The organism is Nocardioides albus, assembly GCF_014648255.1.
Lineage (GTDB): Bacteria > Actinomycetota > Actinomycetes > Propionibacteriales > Nocardioidaceae > Nocardioides > Nocardioides albus.
The window spans coordinates 633,074-649,640 of the sequence record NZ_BMQT01000001.1; the positions used below are offsets into that span (position 1 = coordinate 633,074).

14 protein-coding genes are annotated in these 16,567 nt (G+C 70.1%); 9 read left to right on the forward strand and 5 right to left on the reverse strand.

What is annotated here, in order from left to right:
- Window positions 1-113 precede the first annotated feature (113 nt).
- A complete protein-coding gene (locus tag IEY84_RS02880; protein ID WP_183542033.1) occupies window positions 114-1,862 on the reverse strand; it encodes an ABC transporter ATP-binding protein in 1,749 nt (582 codons plus the stop codon).
- The gene (locus IEY84_RS02885; protein WP_183542034.1) at window positions 1,863-2,507 is read right to left on the reverse strand and encodes a TetR/AcrR family transcriptional regulator; all 645 of its coding nucleotides are present in this window, start codon (window positions 2,505-2,507) and stop codon (window positions 1,863-1,865) included.
- A gap of 180 nt (window positions 2,508-2,687) precedes the next feature.
- Between IEY84_RS02885 and IEY84_RS02890 the strand changes: the two genes are divergently transcribed.
- The 8 genes from IEY84_RS02890 to IEY84_RS02925 all read left to right on the forward strand — a co-directional run bounded on the left by IEY84_RS02890 (window position 2,688) and on the right by IEY84_RS02925 (window position 12,241).
- Window positions 2,688-4,403, forward strand: coding sequence for a S8 family peptidase (locus tag IEY84_RS02890; RefSeq protein WP_183542036.1), 1,716 nt, complete (start codon window positions 2,688-2,690; stop codon window positions 4,401-4,403).
- 105 nt (window positions 4,404-4,508) lie between these two features.
- Window positions 4,509-5,132, forward strand: coding sequence for a nicotinamide riboside transporter PnuC (gene pnuC, locus IEY84_RS02895; RefSeq protein ID WP_183542038.1), 624 nt, complete (start codon window positions 4,509-4,511; stop codon window positions 5,130-5,132).
- Entirely contained in the window at window positions 5,125-6,156 is a 1,032-nt protein-coding gene (locus tag IEY84_RS02900; protein ID WP_183542040.1) for an AAA family ATPase, read from the forward strand. Before pnuC ends, IEY84_RS02900 begins: the two co-directional genes overlap by 8 nt.
- A gap of 13 nt (window positions 6,157-6,169) precedes the next feature.
- The gene (locus tag IEY84_RS02905) at window positions 6,170-7,735 is read left to right on the forward strand and encodes a MoxR family ATPase (protein ID WP_183542043.1); all 1,566 of its coding nucleotides are present in this window, start codon (window positions 6,170-6,172) and stop codon (window positions 7,733-7,735) included.
- Window positions 7,732-8,409: a potassium transporter Kef gene (locus IEY84_RS02910; RefSeq protein WP_183542045.1), complete on the forward strand. Its 678-nt coding sequence runs from the start codon at window positions 7,732-7,734 to the stop codon at window positions 8,407-8,409. Before IEY84_RS02905 ends, IEY84_RS02910 begins: the two co-directional genes overlap by 4 nt.
- Window positions 8,406-10,274 (forward strand): DUF58 domain-containing protein, encoded by a 1,869-nt coding sequence (locus IEY84_RS02915; RefSeq protein ID WP_183542047.1) that lies wholly within the window; start codon window positions 8,406-8,408, stop codon window positions 10,272-10,274. The genes IEY84_RS02910 and IEY84_RS02915 overlap by 4 nt, the downstream gene beginning before the upstream one ends.
- Entirely contained in the window at window positions 10,267-10,893 is a 627-nt protein-coding gene (locus IEY84_RS02920) for a phosphohydrolase (protein ID WP_183542049.1), read from the forward strand. The genes IEY84_RS02915 and IEY84_RS02920 overlap by 8 nt, the downstream gene beginning before the upstream one ends.
- Window positions 10,894-10,897: 4 nt before the next feature.
- Window positions 10,898-12,241 carry a phenylacetate--CoA ligase family protein gene (locus IEY84_RS02925; RefSeq protein ID WP_183542051.1) on the forward strand — a complete coding sequence of 448 codons (1,344 nt, stop codon included), beginning with the start codon at window positions 10,898-10,900 and terminating at the stop codon, window positions 12,239-12,241.
- A gap of 7 nt (window positions 12,242-12,248) precedes the next feature.
- Here the strand turns inward: IEY84_RS02925 and pdxH are convergent, their stop codons facing one another.
- Window positions 12,249-12,896: a pyridoxamine 5'-phosphate oxidase gene (gene pdxH, locus IEY84_RS02930; RefSeq protein ID WP_183542053.1), complete on the reverse strand. Its 648-nt coding sequence runs from the start codon at window positions 12,894-12,896 to the stop codon at window positions 12,249-12,251.
- Between the two features lie 69 nt (window positions 12,897-12,965).
- Between pdxH and IEY84_RS02935 the strand changes: the two genes are divergently transcribed.
- Entirely contained in the window at window positions 12,966-14,069 is a 1,104-nt protein-coding gene (locus IEY84_RS02935; RefSeq protein ID WP_183542055.1) for a citrate synthase 2, read from the forward strand.
- A 163-nt stretch (window positions 14,070-14,232) separates the two neighbouring features.
- Here IEY84_RS02935 and IEY84_RS02940 read toward each other — a convergent pair whose 3' ends face one another.
- Together IEY84_RS02940 and IEY84_RS02945 are read right to left on the reverse strand one after the other, a co-directional pair.
- On the reverse strand, window positions 14,233-14,706 hold the full coding sequence (locus IEY84_RS02940; RefSeq protein ID WP_183542057.1) for a GNAT family N-acetyltransferase: 474 nt from the start codon (window positions 14,704-14,706) through the stop codon (window positions 14,233-14,235).
- A gap of 66 nt (window positions 14,707-14,772) precedes the next feature.
- Window positions 14,773-16,437 carry an alpha/beta hydrolase gene (locus IEY84_RS02945; protein ID WP_183542059.1) on the reverse strand — a complete coding sequence of 555 codons (1,665 nt, stop codon included), beginning with the start codon at window positions 16,435-16,437 and terminating at the stop codon, window positions 14,773-14,775.
- Window positions 16,438-16,567 lie beyond the last annotated feature (130 nt).

The following is a 16,567-nucleotide window of genomic DNA, read 5'->3' on the forward strand; positions in this document are numbered from 1 at the left end:
CTCCTCGGAGGATGCTGACCGAGTTACCTCGGTGTGGATGCAGTTCCTTCGCGGAACTCCACGAAGGAAGTGAGCGCTCACCGAGTTACCTCGGTGAACATTCCGCGGGTCGCTCATGCCGCCGCCTCCTCTGCGCTGAGCTGGGAAGAGACGATCTCCTGGTAGGTCGCGTTCGCCGCGAGCAGCTCCTCGTGGGTGCCCTCACCGACGATGGCGCCGTCCTCGAGCACGAGGATCTTGTCGGCGTCGCGGATGGTGGAGACGCGCTGGGCGACCAGGATGACGGTGGCGTTGCGGGTCTCGGGGGCGAGCGCGGCGCGGAGCCGGGCGTCGGTGGCGACGTCGAGCGCCGAGAAGGAGTCGTCGAACAGATAGATGTCAGGACGCCGCACCAGCGCGCGGGCGATCGCCAGGCGTTGTCGCTGCCCTCCGGAGACGTTGGTGCCACCCTGGTCGATCTCGGCGTCGAGACCGGTGCCGTCCGCGGGCGCCATCCGCTCTACGAAGTCACGCGCCTGGGCGACCCCGAGCGCGTGCCAGAGCTCCTCGTCAGTGGCGTCCGGCTTGCCGTGGAGCAGGTTGGACCGGACCGTGCCGGTGAAGAGGAAGGCCTTCTGCGGCACCAGCCCGAGGCTGCTGCGCAGGGTGGCCGGGTCGAGGTCGCGTACGTCGGTCCCACCGACCTGGACGACGCCGGCCGTCGCGTCGAAGAGCCGCGGGACCAGGCCCAGGAGGGTCGTCTTGCCGGCGCCGGTGGAGCCGATGATCGCGACGGTCTGGCCGGGCCGGGCCTCGAAGGTGAGGTCGTGGAGGACGGGGTGGTCGGCGCCGGGGTAGGTGAAGCCGGCCCCCACCATGTCGACGTGCCCACGCCGGGAGATCTCGGTGACGCCCGCGGCCGGCGGCACCACGCTGCTCTCGGTGTCGAGGACCTCGGCGATGCGGTCGGCACAGACCGAGGCGCGCGGCACCTGCATGAGCATGAAGGTGCCCATCATGATCGACATCAGGATCTGCATCAGGTATTGCAGGAAGGCGGTCAGCGGACCGACCTGCATCAGCCCGTTGTCGACCCGGATGCCGCCGAACCAGATCACCGCGACGCTGGCGACGTTGATGACCAGCATCATCAGCGGGAACATCGTCGACATCCAGCGGCCGGCGCGCAGCGCGACGTCGGTGAGGTCGTCGTTGGCCTTGGCGAAGCGCTCGGTCTCCTGCGGTTCACGTACGAACGCACGGATCACCCGGATGCCGGTGATCTGCTCGCGCAGGATGCGGTTGACCGCGTCGATGCGCTCCTGCACCTTGCGGAAGTTGGGGACCATGCCGCGTACGACCACGGCCATGGAGATCAGCAGCACGGGGATGACGACCGCGAGCAGCCAGGAGAGCCCGGCGTCCACGCGGATCGCCATCACGACGCCACCGACCATCATCATCGGCACCATCACCGCGAGGGTGCAGGTGAGCACGGCGAGCATCTGGACCTGCTGGACGTCGTTCGTGGTCCGGGTGATCAGCGACGGGGCGCCGAAGCGGCCGACCTCGCGAGCACTGAAGGAGCCGACCTTCGCGAAGATCGCCGCCCGCAGGTCGCGGCCGAAGCTCATCGAGCTGCGGGCAGCGAAGTAGACGCTGACGATCGAGGCGAGGATCTGCACCAGCGCCACGCCGAGCATGATCGCGCCGGTCCGGAGGATGTAGTCGGTGTCGCCCTCGGCCACGCCCTTGTCGATGATGTCCGCGTTCAGGCTGGGCAGCAGCATGAACGCCGAGGTCGAGAGGAGCTGCAGGATCGCGATGACGACCAAGAGCCTCTTGTAGGGGAGCAGGTAGTCCCGAAGGAGTCTGAGAAGCATTCAGGCGGTCTCTCTGGTAGGGCTGTGCTCGATAAGAATCCCGCCGAGCAGCACATCGATGACGTCCTCGCTGCTCAACGGTTGGTTTTCTCGGTTGAGGCCGGGGAACCAGGACCCGGTCGTGAGGCTGCGCAGCACCAGCGCAGCCTTTCTCGGCGAAAGTCGCAGCTCGCTCTCATACGGCTCGAAGACAAGCCGGGCCAGGTTGTCGACGAGCGCGTTGTTGCCTTCGGTGACGAACGCCGGCGGCCCCATGCGCGGGCGCGCACCCTCGGAGGTCGTCTCCTCGAACAGGGTCGAGCGCACCGCCATCATGACCAGGACGCCGCGTCGGGAAGACGTGGTGAGCAGGTCGATGACGGCGCGAAGCCTGTCTTCGATGTCAGTGGCACCCTCCACGACCTCAGCGATCGCCTGCCCTGCTCGGGCGGGATCGAACACGCTCTCGGCCACTGCCCGATAGAGCTCCCGCTTGTCGCGGAAGTGCCGGAAGATCGTGCCTTCGGCGACTCCTGCCGCCTCGGCGATGAGCCGGGTGGTGGTTGCCGTGCCGTGCTCGATCAGCAGCACCTCGGTCACGGCGATGATCTCGGCACGCCGATCGGCTGCAGGAATCGGCTTGGCCCGCGTACGTCGTTCATCCACGCCAGACAGGATAAGTGAGTGAGCACTCACTCACAACTCGATTAAAGAGAGGACGCTGCCTCCAAACCCTGTTCGGCACGATGCCTACTAAGGCATGCTGGGGCGCACTGTCGGGCCGACTGGGGCCAGGGCAGCGGTGGTCCCGACAATCTCGACCACCGAATCCGGAATGGAGACAGCATGCGTAGGTTGTTGACAGGCGCGACCGCAGTCGCGCTGGGGGTCACCGGCACCCTCGTCATGGCGAGCTCGGGCAACGCCACCTCCGACCAGGAGGTCCGCTATGTCGTGGCGTACGCCGAGGGATCCTCGGCCGCCGACGCCCGTGCCGCGGTGAAGGCCGCCGGGGGCGAGATCGTCTCGGAGAACAGTGCCATCGGTGTCGCGACGGTCACCGCGGGCGAGGGCTTCGCCAAGGCGGCGAACGCCTCGGACGCGCTCGTCGGCGCGGCCCAGGACAGGGCGGTGGGGGCCACCACCCCGGACGCCGCGAACAAGGCCCGCAAGCAGGAGGTGTCGAAGGTCGAGACCGAGTTCCGCAGCGGCGCCAAGGGCACGTCCCCGAAGGCTCCGAAGCCGAAGGGCCCCTCGGAGCCGCTCTCCGGTCTGCAGTGGGACATGGAGCAGATCGACGCCGCGGCCGCCAACAAGACCGAGCGCGGCAAGGGTGTCCGCGTCGGCATCATGGACACCGGTGTCGACGGCTCGCACCCCGACATCGCGCCCAACTTCGACGCTGAGCTGAGCCGCAACTTCACCACCGACATCCCGGTCGACGCCAACGGCGCAACTGTCGACGGCCCGTGCGCGGAGGAGCCCGACGCCTCCTGTGAGGACGCGGCCGACGTCGACGAGAACGGCCACGGCACCCACGTCGCCTCGACCATCGCCTCCCCGGTCAACGGCGTCGGCATCACCGGCGTCGCCCCGCAGGCCGACATCGTCAACCTGCGCGTCGGCCAGGACTCCGGCTACTTCTTCCTGCAGCCGTCCGTCGACGCGCTGACCTACGCCGGCAGCAACGGCATCGACGTGGTCAACATGAGCTACTACGTCGACCCCTGGCTGTTCAACTGCACCAGCCACCCGGCCGACTCCGCCGAGGACCGCGCCGAGCAGGCCACCATCATCACCGCGATGCAGCGTGGTCTCGACTACGCCCGCTCCCGCGGCGTCACCCTCGTCGCGGCCGCCGGCAACCAGGCCATCGACTACACCAAGCCGCAGACCGACGCGAGCAGCCCTGACTTCGCGAGCGAGCCCGGCGAGGCTGCGTACGTCCGCGACATGCTCGACCCGGAGTCCTGCGTCTCGATGCCCACCGAGGGCAACGGGGTCATCGCGGTGAGCGCCACCGGTCAGTCCGAGCGCAAGTCCTACTACTCCAGCTACGGCGACGGCTTCGTCGACGTCGCGGCACCCGGTGGGGATGCGTACGACACCGCGGACGGGAAGCGCGACTACGCCGCCAACATCCTGGCCGCCTACCCCTACGACCTGGCCGTGGCCGAGGGCGCGATCGACCCGGCAACCGGCGAGGTCCTGGTGCCGTGGGCCGTCTCGGACTGCTCCAGCGGCGAGTGCTCCTACTACCAGTACCTGCAGGGCACCTCGATGGCCTCCCCGCACGCTGCTGGCGTGGCCGCGCTGATCGTCGGCAAGTACGGCAAGCGCGACCGCTCCGGCAAGACCCTCTCGCCCGCCAAGGTCGAGAAGATCCTGAGCAAGTCGGCCACCGACAAGGCCTGCCCGACCCCGGCGGACTTCACCTACGTCCGCCACCTGCCCGACGGCACCACGTCCACCTCCACCCACACCTGTGAGGGTGGCGAGGCGCCGAACGGCTTCTACGGCAGCGGCATCGTCAACGCCAAGGCGGCGGTCGGCAAGCGCTGATCGGATGTAGCGATACCCGGTCAGCCGGGTATCGCTACCGCCGTGAAAAGGGCCCGGATGCTCATCTCGAGCACCCGGGCCCTTCCCGTCCCTTAGTGTTCGCCCATGCAGAGTTGGCTGGTAGCGCACTGGGTCGAGATCGCCGGGGTCGTCACCGGGGCCGCGTGCGTGATCCTGGCCGCCCGGAGGAGCATGTGGACCTATCCGGTGGGGATCGCGAACACCGCGCTCTACCTGGTCGTCTTCACCGGGAGCGCGCTCTACGCCGACGCGGCGCTGCAGATCATGTTCATGGTGCTCTCGGTGACCGGCTGGATCGACTGGGCACTGGCCCGGCGGCGCGAGTCGGAGGCGCACCTGCGCCGCGACGAGGCCTTCGTCGGCGCCGCCACGGGTCGGACGCTGCTGCTCCTGGCAGTGGGGTTCGTGGTGGCGCTGGTGGCGATCACGTACGTCCTGCACGCCTTCACCGACTCGACGACCGAGCTGCCCGACGCCACCGTGACAGCGGGCAGCGTGATCGCCCAGATCATGCTCAACCGGCGCTGGTGGCAGTGCTGGCTGGTCTGGTTGGCCGTCGACGTCGTCTCCGTCGGCCTGTACGCCTACAAGGGACTGTGGCCGACCGCGGTGCTCTACCTCGGCTTCTGCGTGATCGTCCTGGTCGCGCTGCGGGACTGGCGCCGGGTGACGGTCACCTCGCGTGAGCTGGAGGCCGCGGGTGTCTGACACCTATCGGCACGGGCTGGTGCTCGGGAAGTTCTACCCGTTTCACGCCGGCCACCAGGCGCTCGTCCGCGCGGCGCTGCGCGCCTGCGACCGGGTCACCGTCGAGCTCCTCGGCGCTCAGGTCGAGACGATCCCCCTCGAGGTGCGCGCGGAGTGGCTCCGCGAGGAGCACCCGACCGCCCATGTGGTGGCTGCGATGGACGAGGGCCGCGTCGATTTCGACGATCCGGAGGCCTGGGACGAGCACATGGTCGTCATCTCCGACCTGCTCCCGGCCCCGGTCGACGCGGTCTTCTCCTCCGACGCCTACGGCGAGGAGCTCGCCCGGCGGCTGGATGCGACCTGGGTCCAGGTCGATCCGGGACGGATGCTCAACCCCGTCTCCGGCACCGCGATCCGACGCGACCCGGCCGCCCACTGGGGCGAGCTGCCCGCTCCGGTCCGCGCCTGGCTCACCGAGCGGATCGTCGTGCTCGGCGCGGAGTCGACCGGGACCACGACGCTGGCCGAGGAGCTGGCCGCTGAACTGGGCACTCACTGCGTCCCGGAGTACGGCCGGCTGTGGTCGGAGATCCGCCCCGGTGGCTTGTTCGGGCCTTGGCGCAGCGACGAGTTCGACCTCATCGTGGACCGGCAGATCGGGTGGGAGAACGCGGCTCGGCGACGGGTCCCGAAGCCGCTCCTGGTCTGCGACACCGACGTCCTGGCCACCACGCTGTGGCACGAGCGTTACGTCGGCCCGACGCCCGACCACCTCCTCGATCGTGCCGCCGCGCACCGGCCGGTCGCGTACGTCCTGACCGGGGACGAGATCCCGTTCGTGCAGGATGGGATGCGCGACGGCGAGCACGTCCGGCACGGGATGCAGGAGCGGTTCCGCGAGGTGCTGGCCGAGCAGCCGGTGCCGTGGATCGAGGTCCGCGGCAGCGTGCTGGAGCGGCTCGCCGCCACCCAAGAATTTCTCGGGCCGCTGCTCGGGCGAAGCAACCGGATCGGCCCGTCATTGGAGGAGCTGGGTAGATGAGCGAGGAACAAGGGTGAGCGATCGTTGGCAGAAGACGTCGGCTTCGCCGACCGTGCCACACGTCCAGCACGGCGGGCCGCGTGACGGGCTCACCGCCGCCGACCTCTTCAGGTCCCCGGAGGAGACCGTCGAGCTGGACGAGAAGCTGCGGCGTACGTATTTCTGGCTGGTCAACAAGGCGGTGATCTCGCCGTTCTACGACGTCGAGTTCGACGCGGCGAAGGCCAACCGGTTCCCGCTCGGCGACGCCGGCGCGGAGATCACGCTGCCGACGCAGCCGGCCTACTCCTCCAACGTGCTGCTGCCGCTGCTCACCTTCGCCGTCGGCGGGAAGTGCCTGATGATCGGCGGACCGGGCCGCGGCAAGACGACCCTCGCGGTGCTGATGGGCGTGCTGGCCGGGGCGACCCCGGACGACGTACGCCGCCACCTCCAGCAGGGTCAGCCGCAGCTGACCGTCTCGGACCTGGTCGGTCTGCCGCTGCCGCGGGATCTCGTCTCAGCGGGCTCGCTGGCCGAGATCACGATCGCCTGGAAGTCCTGGCTGACCGAACGCGTCAAGATCGTCGACGAGTACAACCGCATCCCCACCAAGACCCAGTCGGCGCTGCTCACCATGGTCGCCGAGGGCTATGTGGAGAGCCACGACCAGCTGCGCCGGACCGCGCCGGCCGCGGGGGTCGAGAGCTGGTTCTTCACCGCCAACGACGACGCCGGCGGCGGCACCTTCCAGGTCATCCAGGCCCTCAAGGACCGGCTCGACGTCACCGTGCAGGCGTTCGGCTTCAACGGCCGCTTCTTCGACGAGCTGGTCACCCGGGTCGAGGCCGGTGAGCGACCCGAGGAGCATGTGCCGTCCTCGCTGATCTTCTCCCCCGACGAGCAGTCGACGATGCTGGCCGCCATCCGGGCGGTGCCGCTGCCCGCGGACGTACGCCGGAGGCTGGAGTACTTCACCGGCCAGTTCGAGTTCGTGCAGCACGGCGGGCGGCGGTTCGAGTACCGCACCAAGGACGTCGTCGCGACCGCCGGCGGCGACGTGAGCGCGGTGATCGACGCCAACTCCGGCGCCGACCTGGTCGTCGACCTCGGCTCGCAGACGCTCAACGGCCTCTCCGTGCGGGCGTTGCAGACCCTGATCCTGTACGCCAAGGCCTCGGCGTGGTTCCGTGGCGCCTCGTCCGTCGCGCTCGACGACGTGCGTGCCATGGTGCCGTTCGTGCTCCGCGGGAAGCTGCTGCCCAACCCGCAGCACCCGCGCTTCGAGGCGGGCGACAAGGAGCTCGCCCACGACCCGGCCTCCTGGCTGGTCGACCTCTTCGACACCGCGATGAAGCAGTTCGTCGCGCTCGGCCTCGACAATGCCGATCCGGTCGGCGACCTGCTCGCCGAGCTCGGCGGCGGCCTGGACGGGCTCGACCGGCTGACCGTCTCGCAGCGGCTGACCCGGATCGAGTCTGAGGTCGGCCGGATCTCGAAGGTCGGCAAGATCTACGGCCGCGACTACGACGACCTGGTCGCGCTGAAGTATCTCCACCAGCGCTACTCCAATTACCTCCACTGGCTGGAGGGTTCATGATCCGGCGTCCCGGCCACACCGTGAACGCCTCGGTTCGGCGCGAACCGGCGACACTGCCGTCGGCGACCGGGCTCGACCTGGATCTGGCCGTCGCGAACGTCGCCCGCTGGGGCGGCGACACCGGGCTGTTCGGCGGTTTTCTGGCCGCCGGGCTCGCAGGACGTGGCGCCGACCCGATCGAGATCGGGCAGGACCTGGCCGCCGTCGCCGCCTGGCGCGCCGGGGTCGTCGGGCTGCGCGCGGATGCCCTCCGGGCGGTGGCGTCCTGCCTCGACGCCGGCCTGGGGGAAGCCGTCGGCGCGACGCTCGGGATGCCGGGCTCCGACGTGGCCGGCTTCCTCGAGGGGCAGCGTACGGACCGGTTCTTCTGGCCCGCCTGGCAGCACCTCGGCCGTGCCTATCTGGTCGCCCGGGTCGGTGGGTTCGCCGGGCTCGGTGGGCCCTGGCTGGCACACCCGGGTGATGTCATCGCGGCAGGTGAAGGACAGTGGCTCGTCGAGGTCGGTGACGAGCTGTGGGAGATCGACGCCGATCTGTTCGGCCACTCGGTCTCACCCGCCGACGAGGACCCGGCTGACGCCGGCGAGCCCGTCGACGGTCCCGGAGCCACGGACATCAGGGTGGTCAGCGTGCCCACGTCCTACCTGCTCGAGGTCGTGCGGGACGCCGCGTGAGGGCGCCGACCGCAGCCGAGCGCGAGGCCTGGGAGGAAGCCCTCGACCTGTGGGGCGTCGACCTCCACGACCCGGTCGTGCACACCCGCTCCGACCAGGGCAGCTTCGCCTGGTTCGGGTTTCCGCCGGAGGTGAACGTCGACCCCGGCGAGCTCGCGCGTCACGGCGGAGAAGGCCACCTGACCAGCGTCTTCGCACACGAGATCGGCCACCACGTGCTCTCCCCCAGCACTCGGGTCGACTCCCTGAAGATCCGCCAGCAGATGGCCCGGGTGATCGACCTCTACGACCGGCGTCACCGCCTGGACCTCGCGGCCGCGAGCGGATTCTGCGCCAACCTGTGGTCCGACATGCTCATCAACGACCGAGTGATGCAGCTCCAGCGCGCCCGGCTCGCCCGCGACGAGACCCCCGACATGGTGCTGCTCACCCGGGCGCTGGCCGCACCCACGTTGGCGAAGGGCCTTCGCGGCGCCGAGGACAACGAGCTGTGGTGGGTGGTGCAGCGGGCGTACGAGCATCTGTGGCGGCTGCCCGAGGGCGAGCTCGCCTGGCCCGAGCCGCCGACGCGGTGGAAGACGGACTATGCCCAACAGCTCCGCAACGCCCGGCGCCGGCTGCGGGGCTCGAAGTCGAAGCAACGACACGAGACCTACCAGCTCAAGCGGGACGTCGACGAGCTCGAGTACGACCCGCGCGCGAGCCTCGACCCGGCTCACGATGCGACGACGGTGGCTGACGTGGTGCGTACGCTCGCAGCCGACCCGATCAGCGGGGCGGTGCCCTGGGCGATGGTGATGGCGCCCTATCTGCTGCTGGGCTTCAAGGGCAACGGGTGCCACGAGGACTCGACGGGCATCCCCAGCGCAGCCGAGCTCGCCGGGGCGATCGGCGACCCGCGGCTGCAGAAGCCGCTGGTCCATCCGGAGGACGCCGAGGTCGTCGTCGCCGACGGCAGCACCCCGGCAGACCCGGCCGCCTCGGACGGCAGCGGGCAGGCCCTCGGGCTGGCCCGGACGCTGGAGCTGATGGCCGGCGCGGACCCCAACGCGGTGATGGCGGCCTGGTACGAGGCCGAGGCGCGTCCGCACGTGCAGCCGCTGGTGCAGAGGGGACTCGCCCCCGCCGGCCCCGCGATCCCCGGCCCGTTGGAGGAGTGGGAGCTCGGCGACGACCTGGCCGATCTCGACTGGCCGGCGACATTGACGACCGGAGCGGTGTTCGTGCCCGGGGTGACCACCCGGCGGCGTACGTTCATCCCGGACGAGCCGGAGCCGGACCACGAGCCCGTCCTGCTCGACCTCTATCTCGACTCCTCCGGGTCGATGACCAATCCGCAGCGCGGCTCGGCGGCGATCGTCGCCGGGACGATCCTGTCGCTCTCCGTCCTGCGCGGCGGTGGACGTGTGCGGGTCACCTCATGGAGCTCGGCCGGACAGGTCGCCGGCGACAGCACCTACACGCGCGACCGGGTCGAGATCATGCGCCAGCTGACCACCTTTTTCGGCGGCGGCACCACCTTTCCGCTGGACCTCCTGCGTGCCCGCTACCCCGAGGTCCAACGACCCGCCGAGGGGCAGCGCCATCTCGTGGTGCTCTCCGACGCCGGGCTCGACACGTTCCTCGGCCGAGGCCAGGAGGAGTACGCCGGTGTGGCCGCTGCCGTGCGACGCGTGATCGACACCGGGTCGCTGATGATCATCGGACGCTGGGGCGGGCAGTGGCGCGAGCAGGCCGAGCGTCTCGGCTACGACGTGGCCGAGATCCCGGACGTGCTGCAGGCGCCCGCGGCGTGCGCCGCGCTCGCTGCCCGGATCGCCGGATACAGAACCGCGGGAACAGCGAAGGGAGCGAGCAGTGGCTGACGAGGAGCTGTTCGGGGCATGGCTCGACCAGGAGCTCGATCTGGACGCCGCGTGGAACGGTCTGGAACCGGGCCCGACGGTGGACGAGGTGATGGCCCGGATCTCGACCACGCCGTCGTGGTTCCTCGATGACTCCGTCGACGTCGTGGCGCTGGCCGGCGACGTCCTGGACGAGTCCGGAGGACCGGTCGTCGCGGCGGCACGGAAGGCGGCGGCGACCGCCAAGGTCGCGGCCCGGCAGGGCGTGGCCGTCGTGCTGTGGCTGGTCTCCTCCCAGGAGCTCGCCGGACGGCTCTCGACCGACCTACGGCTCGATCGTCTCGACCGGGCGCTGCTGGCGATGTCGCTACGGCTCGCCGCCGTCGTCGAACCCCAGCGGTGGGTCGAGGAGGCCGAGCGTCGGGAGGAGGCGGCCCGCACCCTGCTGTTGTGGTGCGGGCAGTGCCCGGGCGGCGAGAGCGAGCAGAATGCCCGGGCGATCCTGTCCCGGCTCGACTCCGCGGCCCGCGGCGAGGCGCTGGAGCGTGCCCGCCGCGACCGGGAGCACCGCTCGGAGATCCGGCGGCGCCTGGAGCAAGCGCGGGCGCGTGAGGCCGCCACCCGCTACAGCCCGGAGTGATCCCTTGACCGAGACACCGGACCCGCTTCACCTGGCCGAATACACCCCGATGGCGTCGGCTGCGCTCACCGACGCCGAGCGCTGGCCGGGGCTGTCGGTCGTCGGCGCCGCTCGGCTGGCCGCAGCGAGCACCCATCCCGCGGCGCCGGTCTGGCGACACCGGGTCGGCCACCGGCTCACCGGCGCCGAGCAGGAGGCGGCCCGGTCCCAGCTGCCGCTCGCGGGATGGTTGGAACGGCACCTGGCCGTCGCGCGGTCGCTCCCTGCGTACCGCCGGCACCGGGGGCCGCTCGAGACCCTCACCGACTTTCCGCTGGTCACCCGGCAGAACCTGGTCGACGACATCGGCGGGTTCGTGCCGCTGGACGCCGACTACGGGCGGATGCTGCACGGCACCTCCTCGGGGAGCACCGGGGCGGCGCTGGTCATGCCCGACGACCCCGACGAGCTGGCCCGCGGGTTCCACTGGTTGCGCGATCTGATCGCCGGGCTGACCGGCGGCTGGGAGCCGGATCCGGCTCGCTTCGCCGTGGCGCAGGTCGTGTGGCAGCGCCAGGCGTTCACGTACGTCTCGGTCGCTCCTGGCTTCGGCGAGAGCCTGGTCGCGCGGGTCAATCTGCATCCGGGCGAGTGGGCGGCCGAGGACCAGCGGGCGTTCCTACGAGACGCCGACCCGCAGGTGATCTCCGGCCATCCCACCTCGCTGGAGCATCTTCTCGACCTCCGCGAGGTCGTACGCCCGATCGCGATCATCTCCTCCGCGATGGCATTGAGCGCGACGCTGCGCGCCGACCTGGAGCGGACTTTCGACTGCCCGGTCCTCGACGTCTACGGCCTTCACGAGACCCGTCCCGTGGCGGTCAGCACCGACGGCGGCCCGTTCCTGGTCGCCGACCGGCGGGTGCACGTGGAGGTCCTCGGCTCCGACGGTCTTTCCCTCCCTGAGGGCGAGATCGGCGAGATCGTCGTCACCGCAGGCGAGAACGCTTTCCTTCCGCTGGTCCGCTACCGCACCGGCGACACCGGCCGCCTGGTTCGCGTCGACGGCAGGCCAGCCATCGACGCGCTCGAAGGTCGCGAGGCGACCGTCTTCACCACCCCGGCCGGCGCCCTGATCCCCTCCGTCGACCTCACCCAGCACCTCCAGGACGCGGGCGCGCGCGGCTGGTCCGTCGAGCAGGCCGCCGACGGCAGCGTCGTCGCGACCATCGCCGGCGGCGACGCCGACGCGGTCGCCGCACGGCTCGGTGCCATGCTCGCCCGCGACGTCACCGTTCGTCGTGTCGACACCATCGCAGGCCTAGGGGACGGGAAGCCCCGCCGTTACCGGTCGTCCGTCACAACCTGAGACGTCGTCAGGGCGCGAGCCGCTCGGTCCGCCACTTCTCGCCCTCGCGGAGGTAGACGAGCCGGTCGTGCATCCGTCCCGGCCGGCCCTGCCAGAACTCGACCCGCTCCGGCTCGACCCGGTAGCCACCCCACTCCTCGGGCACCGGGACCGGCTGGCCGTCGAACTGCGCCTCGACCCTTTCGTACGCCGCCGCCAGCTCCTCGCGGCCGGAGACGACCCGGCTCTGGTGGGACGCATGGGCGCCGAGCTGGGAGCCGCGCGGACGCTGCGAGAAATAGGCCTCCACGTCTGCCCGCGAGAGCTCGCGGGCGAGCCCGTCGATGCGTACCTGACGCTCCAGCGGGTGCCACGGGAAGAGCACGGCGATCCTCGGGTTGGCAGCGAGGTCGGAGCCCTTGCGGGAGGCGGTGTTGGTGAAGAAGGTGAAGCCCTCGGTCGAGAAGCCCTTCAGCAGGACGGTCCGTGAGGAGGGTGCGCCGTCGGCGGAGACGGTGGAGACCACCATCGCGTTCGGCTCGACGATGCCCGCATCACGAGCCTCTGCGTACCACCTCTCGAACATCGTGAACGGGTCCGCCTCGAGGTCGTCCTCGTGCAGCCCGCTGCGGGTGTAGTTCTCTCGTGCTGCCGCCAGCTCAGCTGCCAGATCCATGCCGTCGAGCCTATCTTCTGGACGCGTGGGGCAGAATGCGGAGCGACACTAGGAGAATGGGAGACGGCAGTGAGCCAGGTACAGCACGGTCTCGAGGGCGTCGTGGCCTTCGAGACCCAGATCGCGGAGCCCGACAAAGAGGGTTCGGCCCTCCGTTACCGCGGGGTCGACATCGAGGACATCGTCGGGCGGGTCCCGTTCGAGAACGTCTGGGGTCTGCTGATCGACGGCTCATACGGCCCCGGGCTGCCGCCCGCCGAGGCCTACAACCTGCCGGTGCACACCGGTGACGTACGCGTCGACGTCCAGGCCGCCATCCCGATGCTCGCGCCCGCGTTCGGCTTCGGGCAGACCTACGACATCTCCGACGAGCAGGCCCGCGAGGACCTCGCCCGGGTTGCCGTCATGGTCCTGTCGTACGCCGGCCAGTCGGCCCGCGACATCCACCTGCCGATCGTGCCGCAGCGCGAGGTCGACAAGGGCAAGACGCTCGCCGAGCGGTTCCTGATCCGTTGGCGCGGCGAGGCCGACCCCGCCCACGCCCACGCGATCGACGCCTACTGGTCCTCGGCCGCCGAGCACGGCATGAACGCCTCCACCTTCACCGCCCGGGTGATCACCTCCACCGGTGCCGACGTGGCCGCGGCCTTCTCCGGCGCGATCGGTGCGATGAGCGGCCCGCTGCACGGCGGCGCGCCCTCGCGCGTGCTCGGCATGATCGAGGACGTCGAGAAGTCCGGCGACGCCTCCGCCTACGTCAAGGGGCTCCTGGACTCCGGCGAGCGGCTGATGGGCTTCGGCCACCGCGTCTATCGCGCCGAGGACCCGCGTGCCCGCGTCCTGCGCCGCACCGCCCGCGAGCTCAACGCGCCCCGCTTCGAGGTCGCCGAGGCGCTCGAGAAGGCCGCTCTCGCCGAGCTGCGGGCTCGCCGCCCCGACCGTGTTCTGGAGACCAACGTCGAGTTCTGGGCCGCCATCGTCCTCGACTTCGCCCAGATCCCGGCCAACATGTTCACCTCGATGTTCACCTGCGCCCGCACCGGCGGCTGGTCCGCCCACATCCTGGAGCAGAAGAAGACCGGCCGACTCATCCGGCCGTCCGCCGTCTACACCGGCCCCGCTCCCCGCCCCGCCGACGCGGTCGAGGGCTGGAACGCCGACTGGGGGAAGTAGCAGAGTTGTGAAGCTGAGAGTGATCTATAGGTCACTCTCAGCTTCACAACCTCTGTCGACTTAACGACGACAAGGTGATCACGATCTCTTGAGGATCTGTCATGACACGGAGCGTACGTCCGAGGCTCGTCGAGCGCACTGCTCCGCTGCCGCGTCCGTCGAGCTAGAAGCGCTTGGCCATGCAGACCACGAGGTCGTCGTCCTTGTAGAACCCGAAGGGCTCGACGTCGACGTAGCCGTTGGCGGCATAGAGCCCGATGGCCTCGTACTGGAGGCCGCCGGTGGTGAGGACAAGCGCCTCGAAGCCGGCAGCGCGGGCAGAGGCCTCGACGTGGGCGAGCATCCGCTTCGCGATGCCTTTGCCCTGGGCCTCGGGGACGACGTACATCCGCTTGATCTCGGCGGTCGCCACGGTCCCGAGGGCGGGCTCGCCGGAGCGTCGCCAGGCGCCGGAGGCGACCGGAACCTCGTCGAGGTAGGCGAGGAAGTACGCGCCCGCGGGCGACTCGAACATCTCCGGCACGGTCGGGTCGTAGTCGGGTTCGCCGTAGCGTTCGACGTAGAACTCCTGGACCCGGTCGACCAGCTTCTGGGCATCCGGGTGGTCGTACGCGACCCGGCGAATCTCAATGCTCACGCGGACATTCTGGCTGCGCGAGGCCGCGACCCCAAGAAGGGGATCGCGGCCTCGCTATGGGGCAGGTCAGCGACTGACGAGCTGAGCGTCGACCAGCTGCGTACGCAGCGAGCCGAGGCGGCTGGCTGCGCCGGCCGCCTTCTGCGCATCCGCGCCCACACCCGCGCCCTCGACCGGGGTCGGCTCGGGTGTCGGCACCGGGTCACACTTCACGTCCGACCGGTTGTTGCCCGGCTTTCGCTGCGGCAGCTCGCCGGTGAGCAGGTAGTCGGCGATCCGGTCGTCGGTGCAGGCGACGCCCGAGAGCGAACCGGAGTGGGTGGTGCCCCCGACACCCTCGATCAGCGCCGACCGGGGGAACCGCTTGCGCGCCTCGATCGCGCCTGACCACGGCGTCGCCGCGTCGTTGGTCTCCTGGATCATCAAGATGCCCGGCGCCTTGCGGCCGTTGACCTTCACCGGCGTGCTCGCCGGGGCCGGCCAGGTGAGGCACGGGGCGTTGTACCAGGTGTTGTTCCAGGTCAGGAACGGCTTGGTCGCTGCCAACTTGTAAGCGTCGCGTCGCTGCTTGCGCCAGCTGGGCCACTGGACGTCGGTGCACTGCACGGACAGGTAGCCCGCGAAGCCGTTGTCGGCACCGGGGCCGGTCGGGTCTCCGTACCACTCCTTGGCCGGGGCCAAGTCACCGTTCGCGGCTGCCGCCAGGATGTGGGCGTAGGAGTCCCAGTCGTAGACGTAGTAGGCCGCGCTCACGAAGACGTCGTTCCAGTCGGCCGCGCCGAAGTTCTCCTCGGGATCGTCGGTGAGCTGCTGGAGGGTGTCGTAGTAGATCTTGCGCACCTTCTGCCCGTCGGTGCCCAAGCCGTAGGTGTCATCGTTGTCGGCGACCCAGTCGAAGAAGATGTCGATGTTCGAGTCGAACTGCCGCTCCTGGTTGAGATTGGCCTCGTACCAGACGTTCCGATGGTCGACGACGCCGTCGAAGACGAAGCGGCGAACCCGCTCCGGGTGGAGGGTGGCGTAGACCTGGCCGAGATAGGTGCCGTAGGAGAACCCGTAGAAGTTGATCCTGCGCTCCCCGAGCGCCTTGCGCAGCGACTCCATGTCGGCCACGGTGTCCGTGGTGCGGTTGTGCTCGAGGAACTCGGCGTTGGCCTTGCCGCAGTCGGCGGCGTACGCCTGAGCCTTGCTCAACCAGAACCTCTCGGTGGCCGAACCCTCAGGCACGTAGGCGGGGCGCCCCGGCGCGGCGTAGTCGCCGTCGCAGCTCAGCTGCGGAGTGCTGCGGCCGACGCCACGCGGGTCGAAGCCGATCCAGTCGTACGGGTCGCCGCCGTGCTTCGGGACGAACTGGCCGAGGCGCGCCAGGCCGAGACCGGAGCCGCCAGGACCGCCGGGGTTGACCAGCATCGCGCCCTGGGCGTCGGCGTCCGAGGTCTTGTGGGCGATCTTGGAGACAGCGAGCTGGATCTTGGTGCCCTTCGGACGGTTGTAGTCCAGCGGGACGGTCAGCATCCCGCAGACCGCTCCGGCCTGCTTCAGCGATGCCGTCGGGCACTCGCCCCATGCGATCGGCGGCGGCGTGTAGCCGGCACCGAGACTCGACTTGTCGGCCTGGCCTGCCGGCTGGCCCGTGGGCGTCGTACGCGCCGTCGCGCTCGGCGCGCCGACCAGTCCGATGCCCGTGCTGATCGCAGCCGCGGCCGCTATCAGCCTGAGTGTGGTCCGCATCATGGTCCTCCCCTTGTGCCCGCAGGGTGCGGGTGAGCCTACTCAACACGAGCTGACGACACGGGGGAAGACCAATGTCGGGAGTCTCAGTAGCCACGCCGTCGTCCGGCCACCGCCCGCGTCTTGCGAG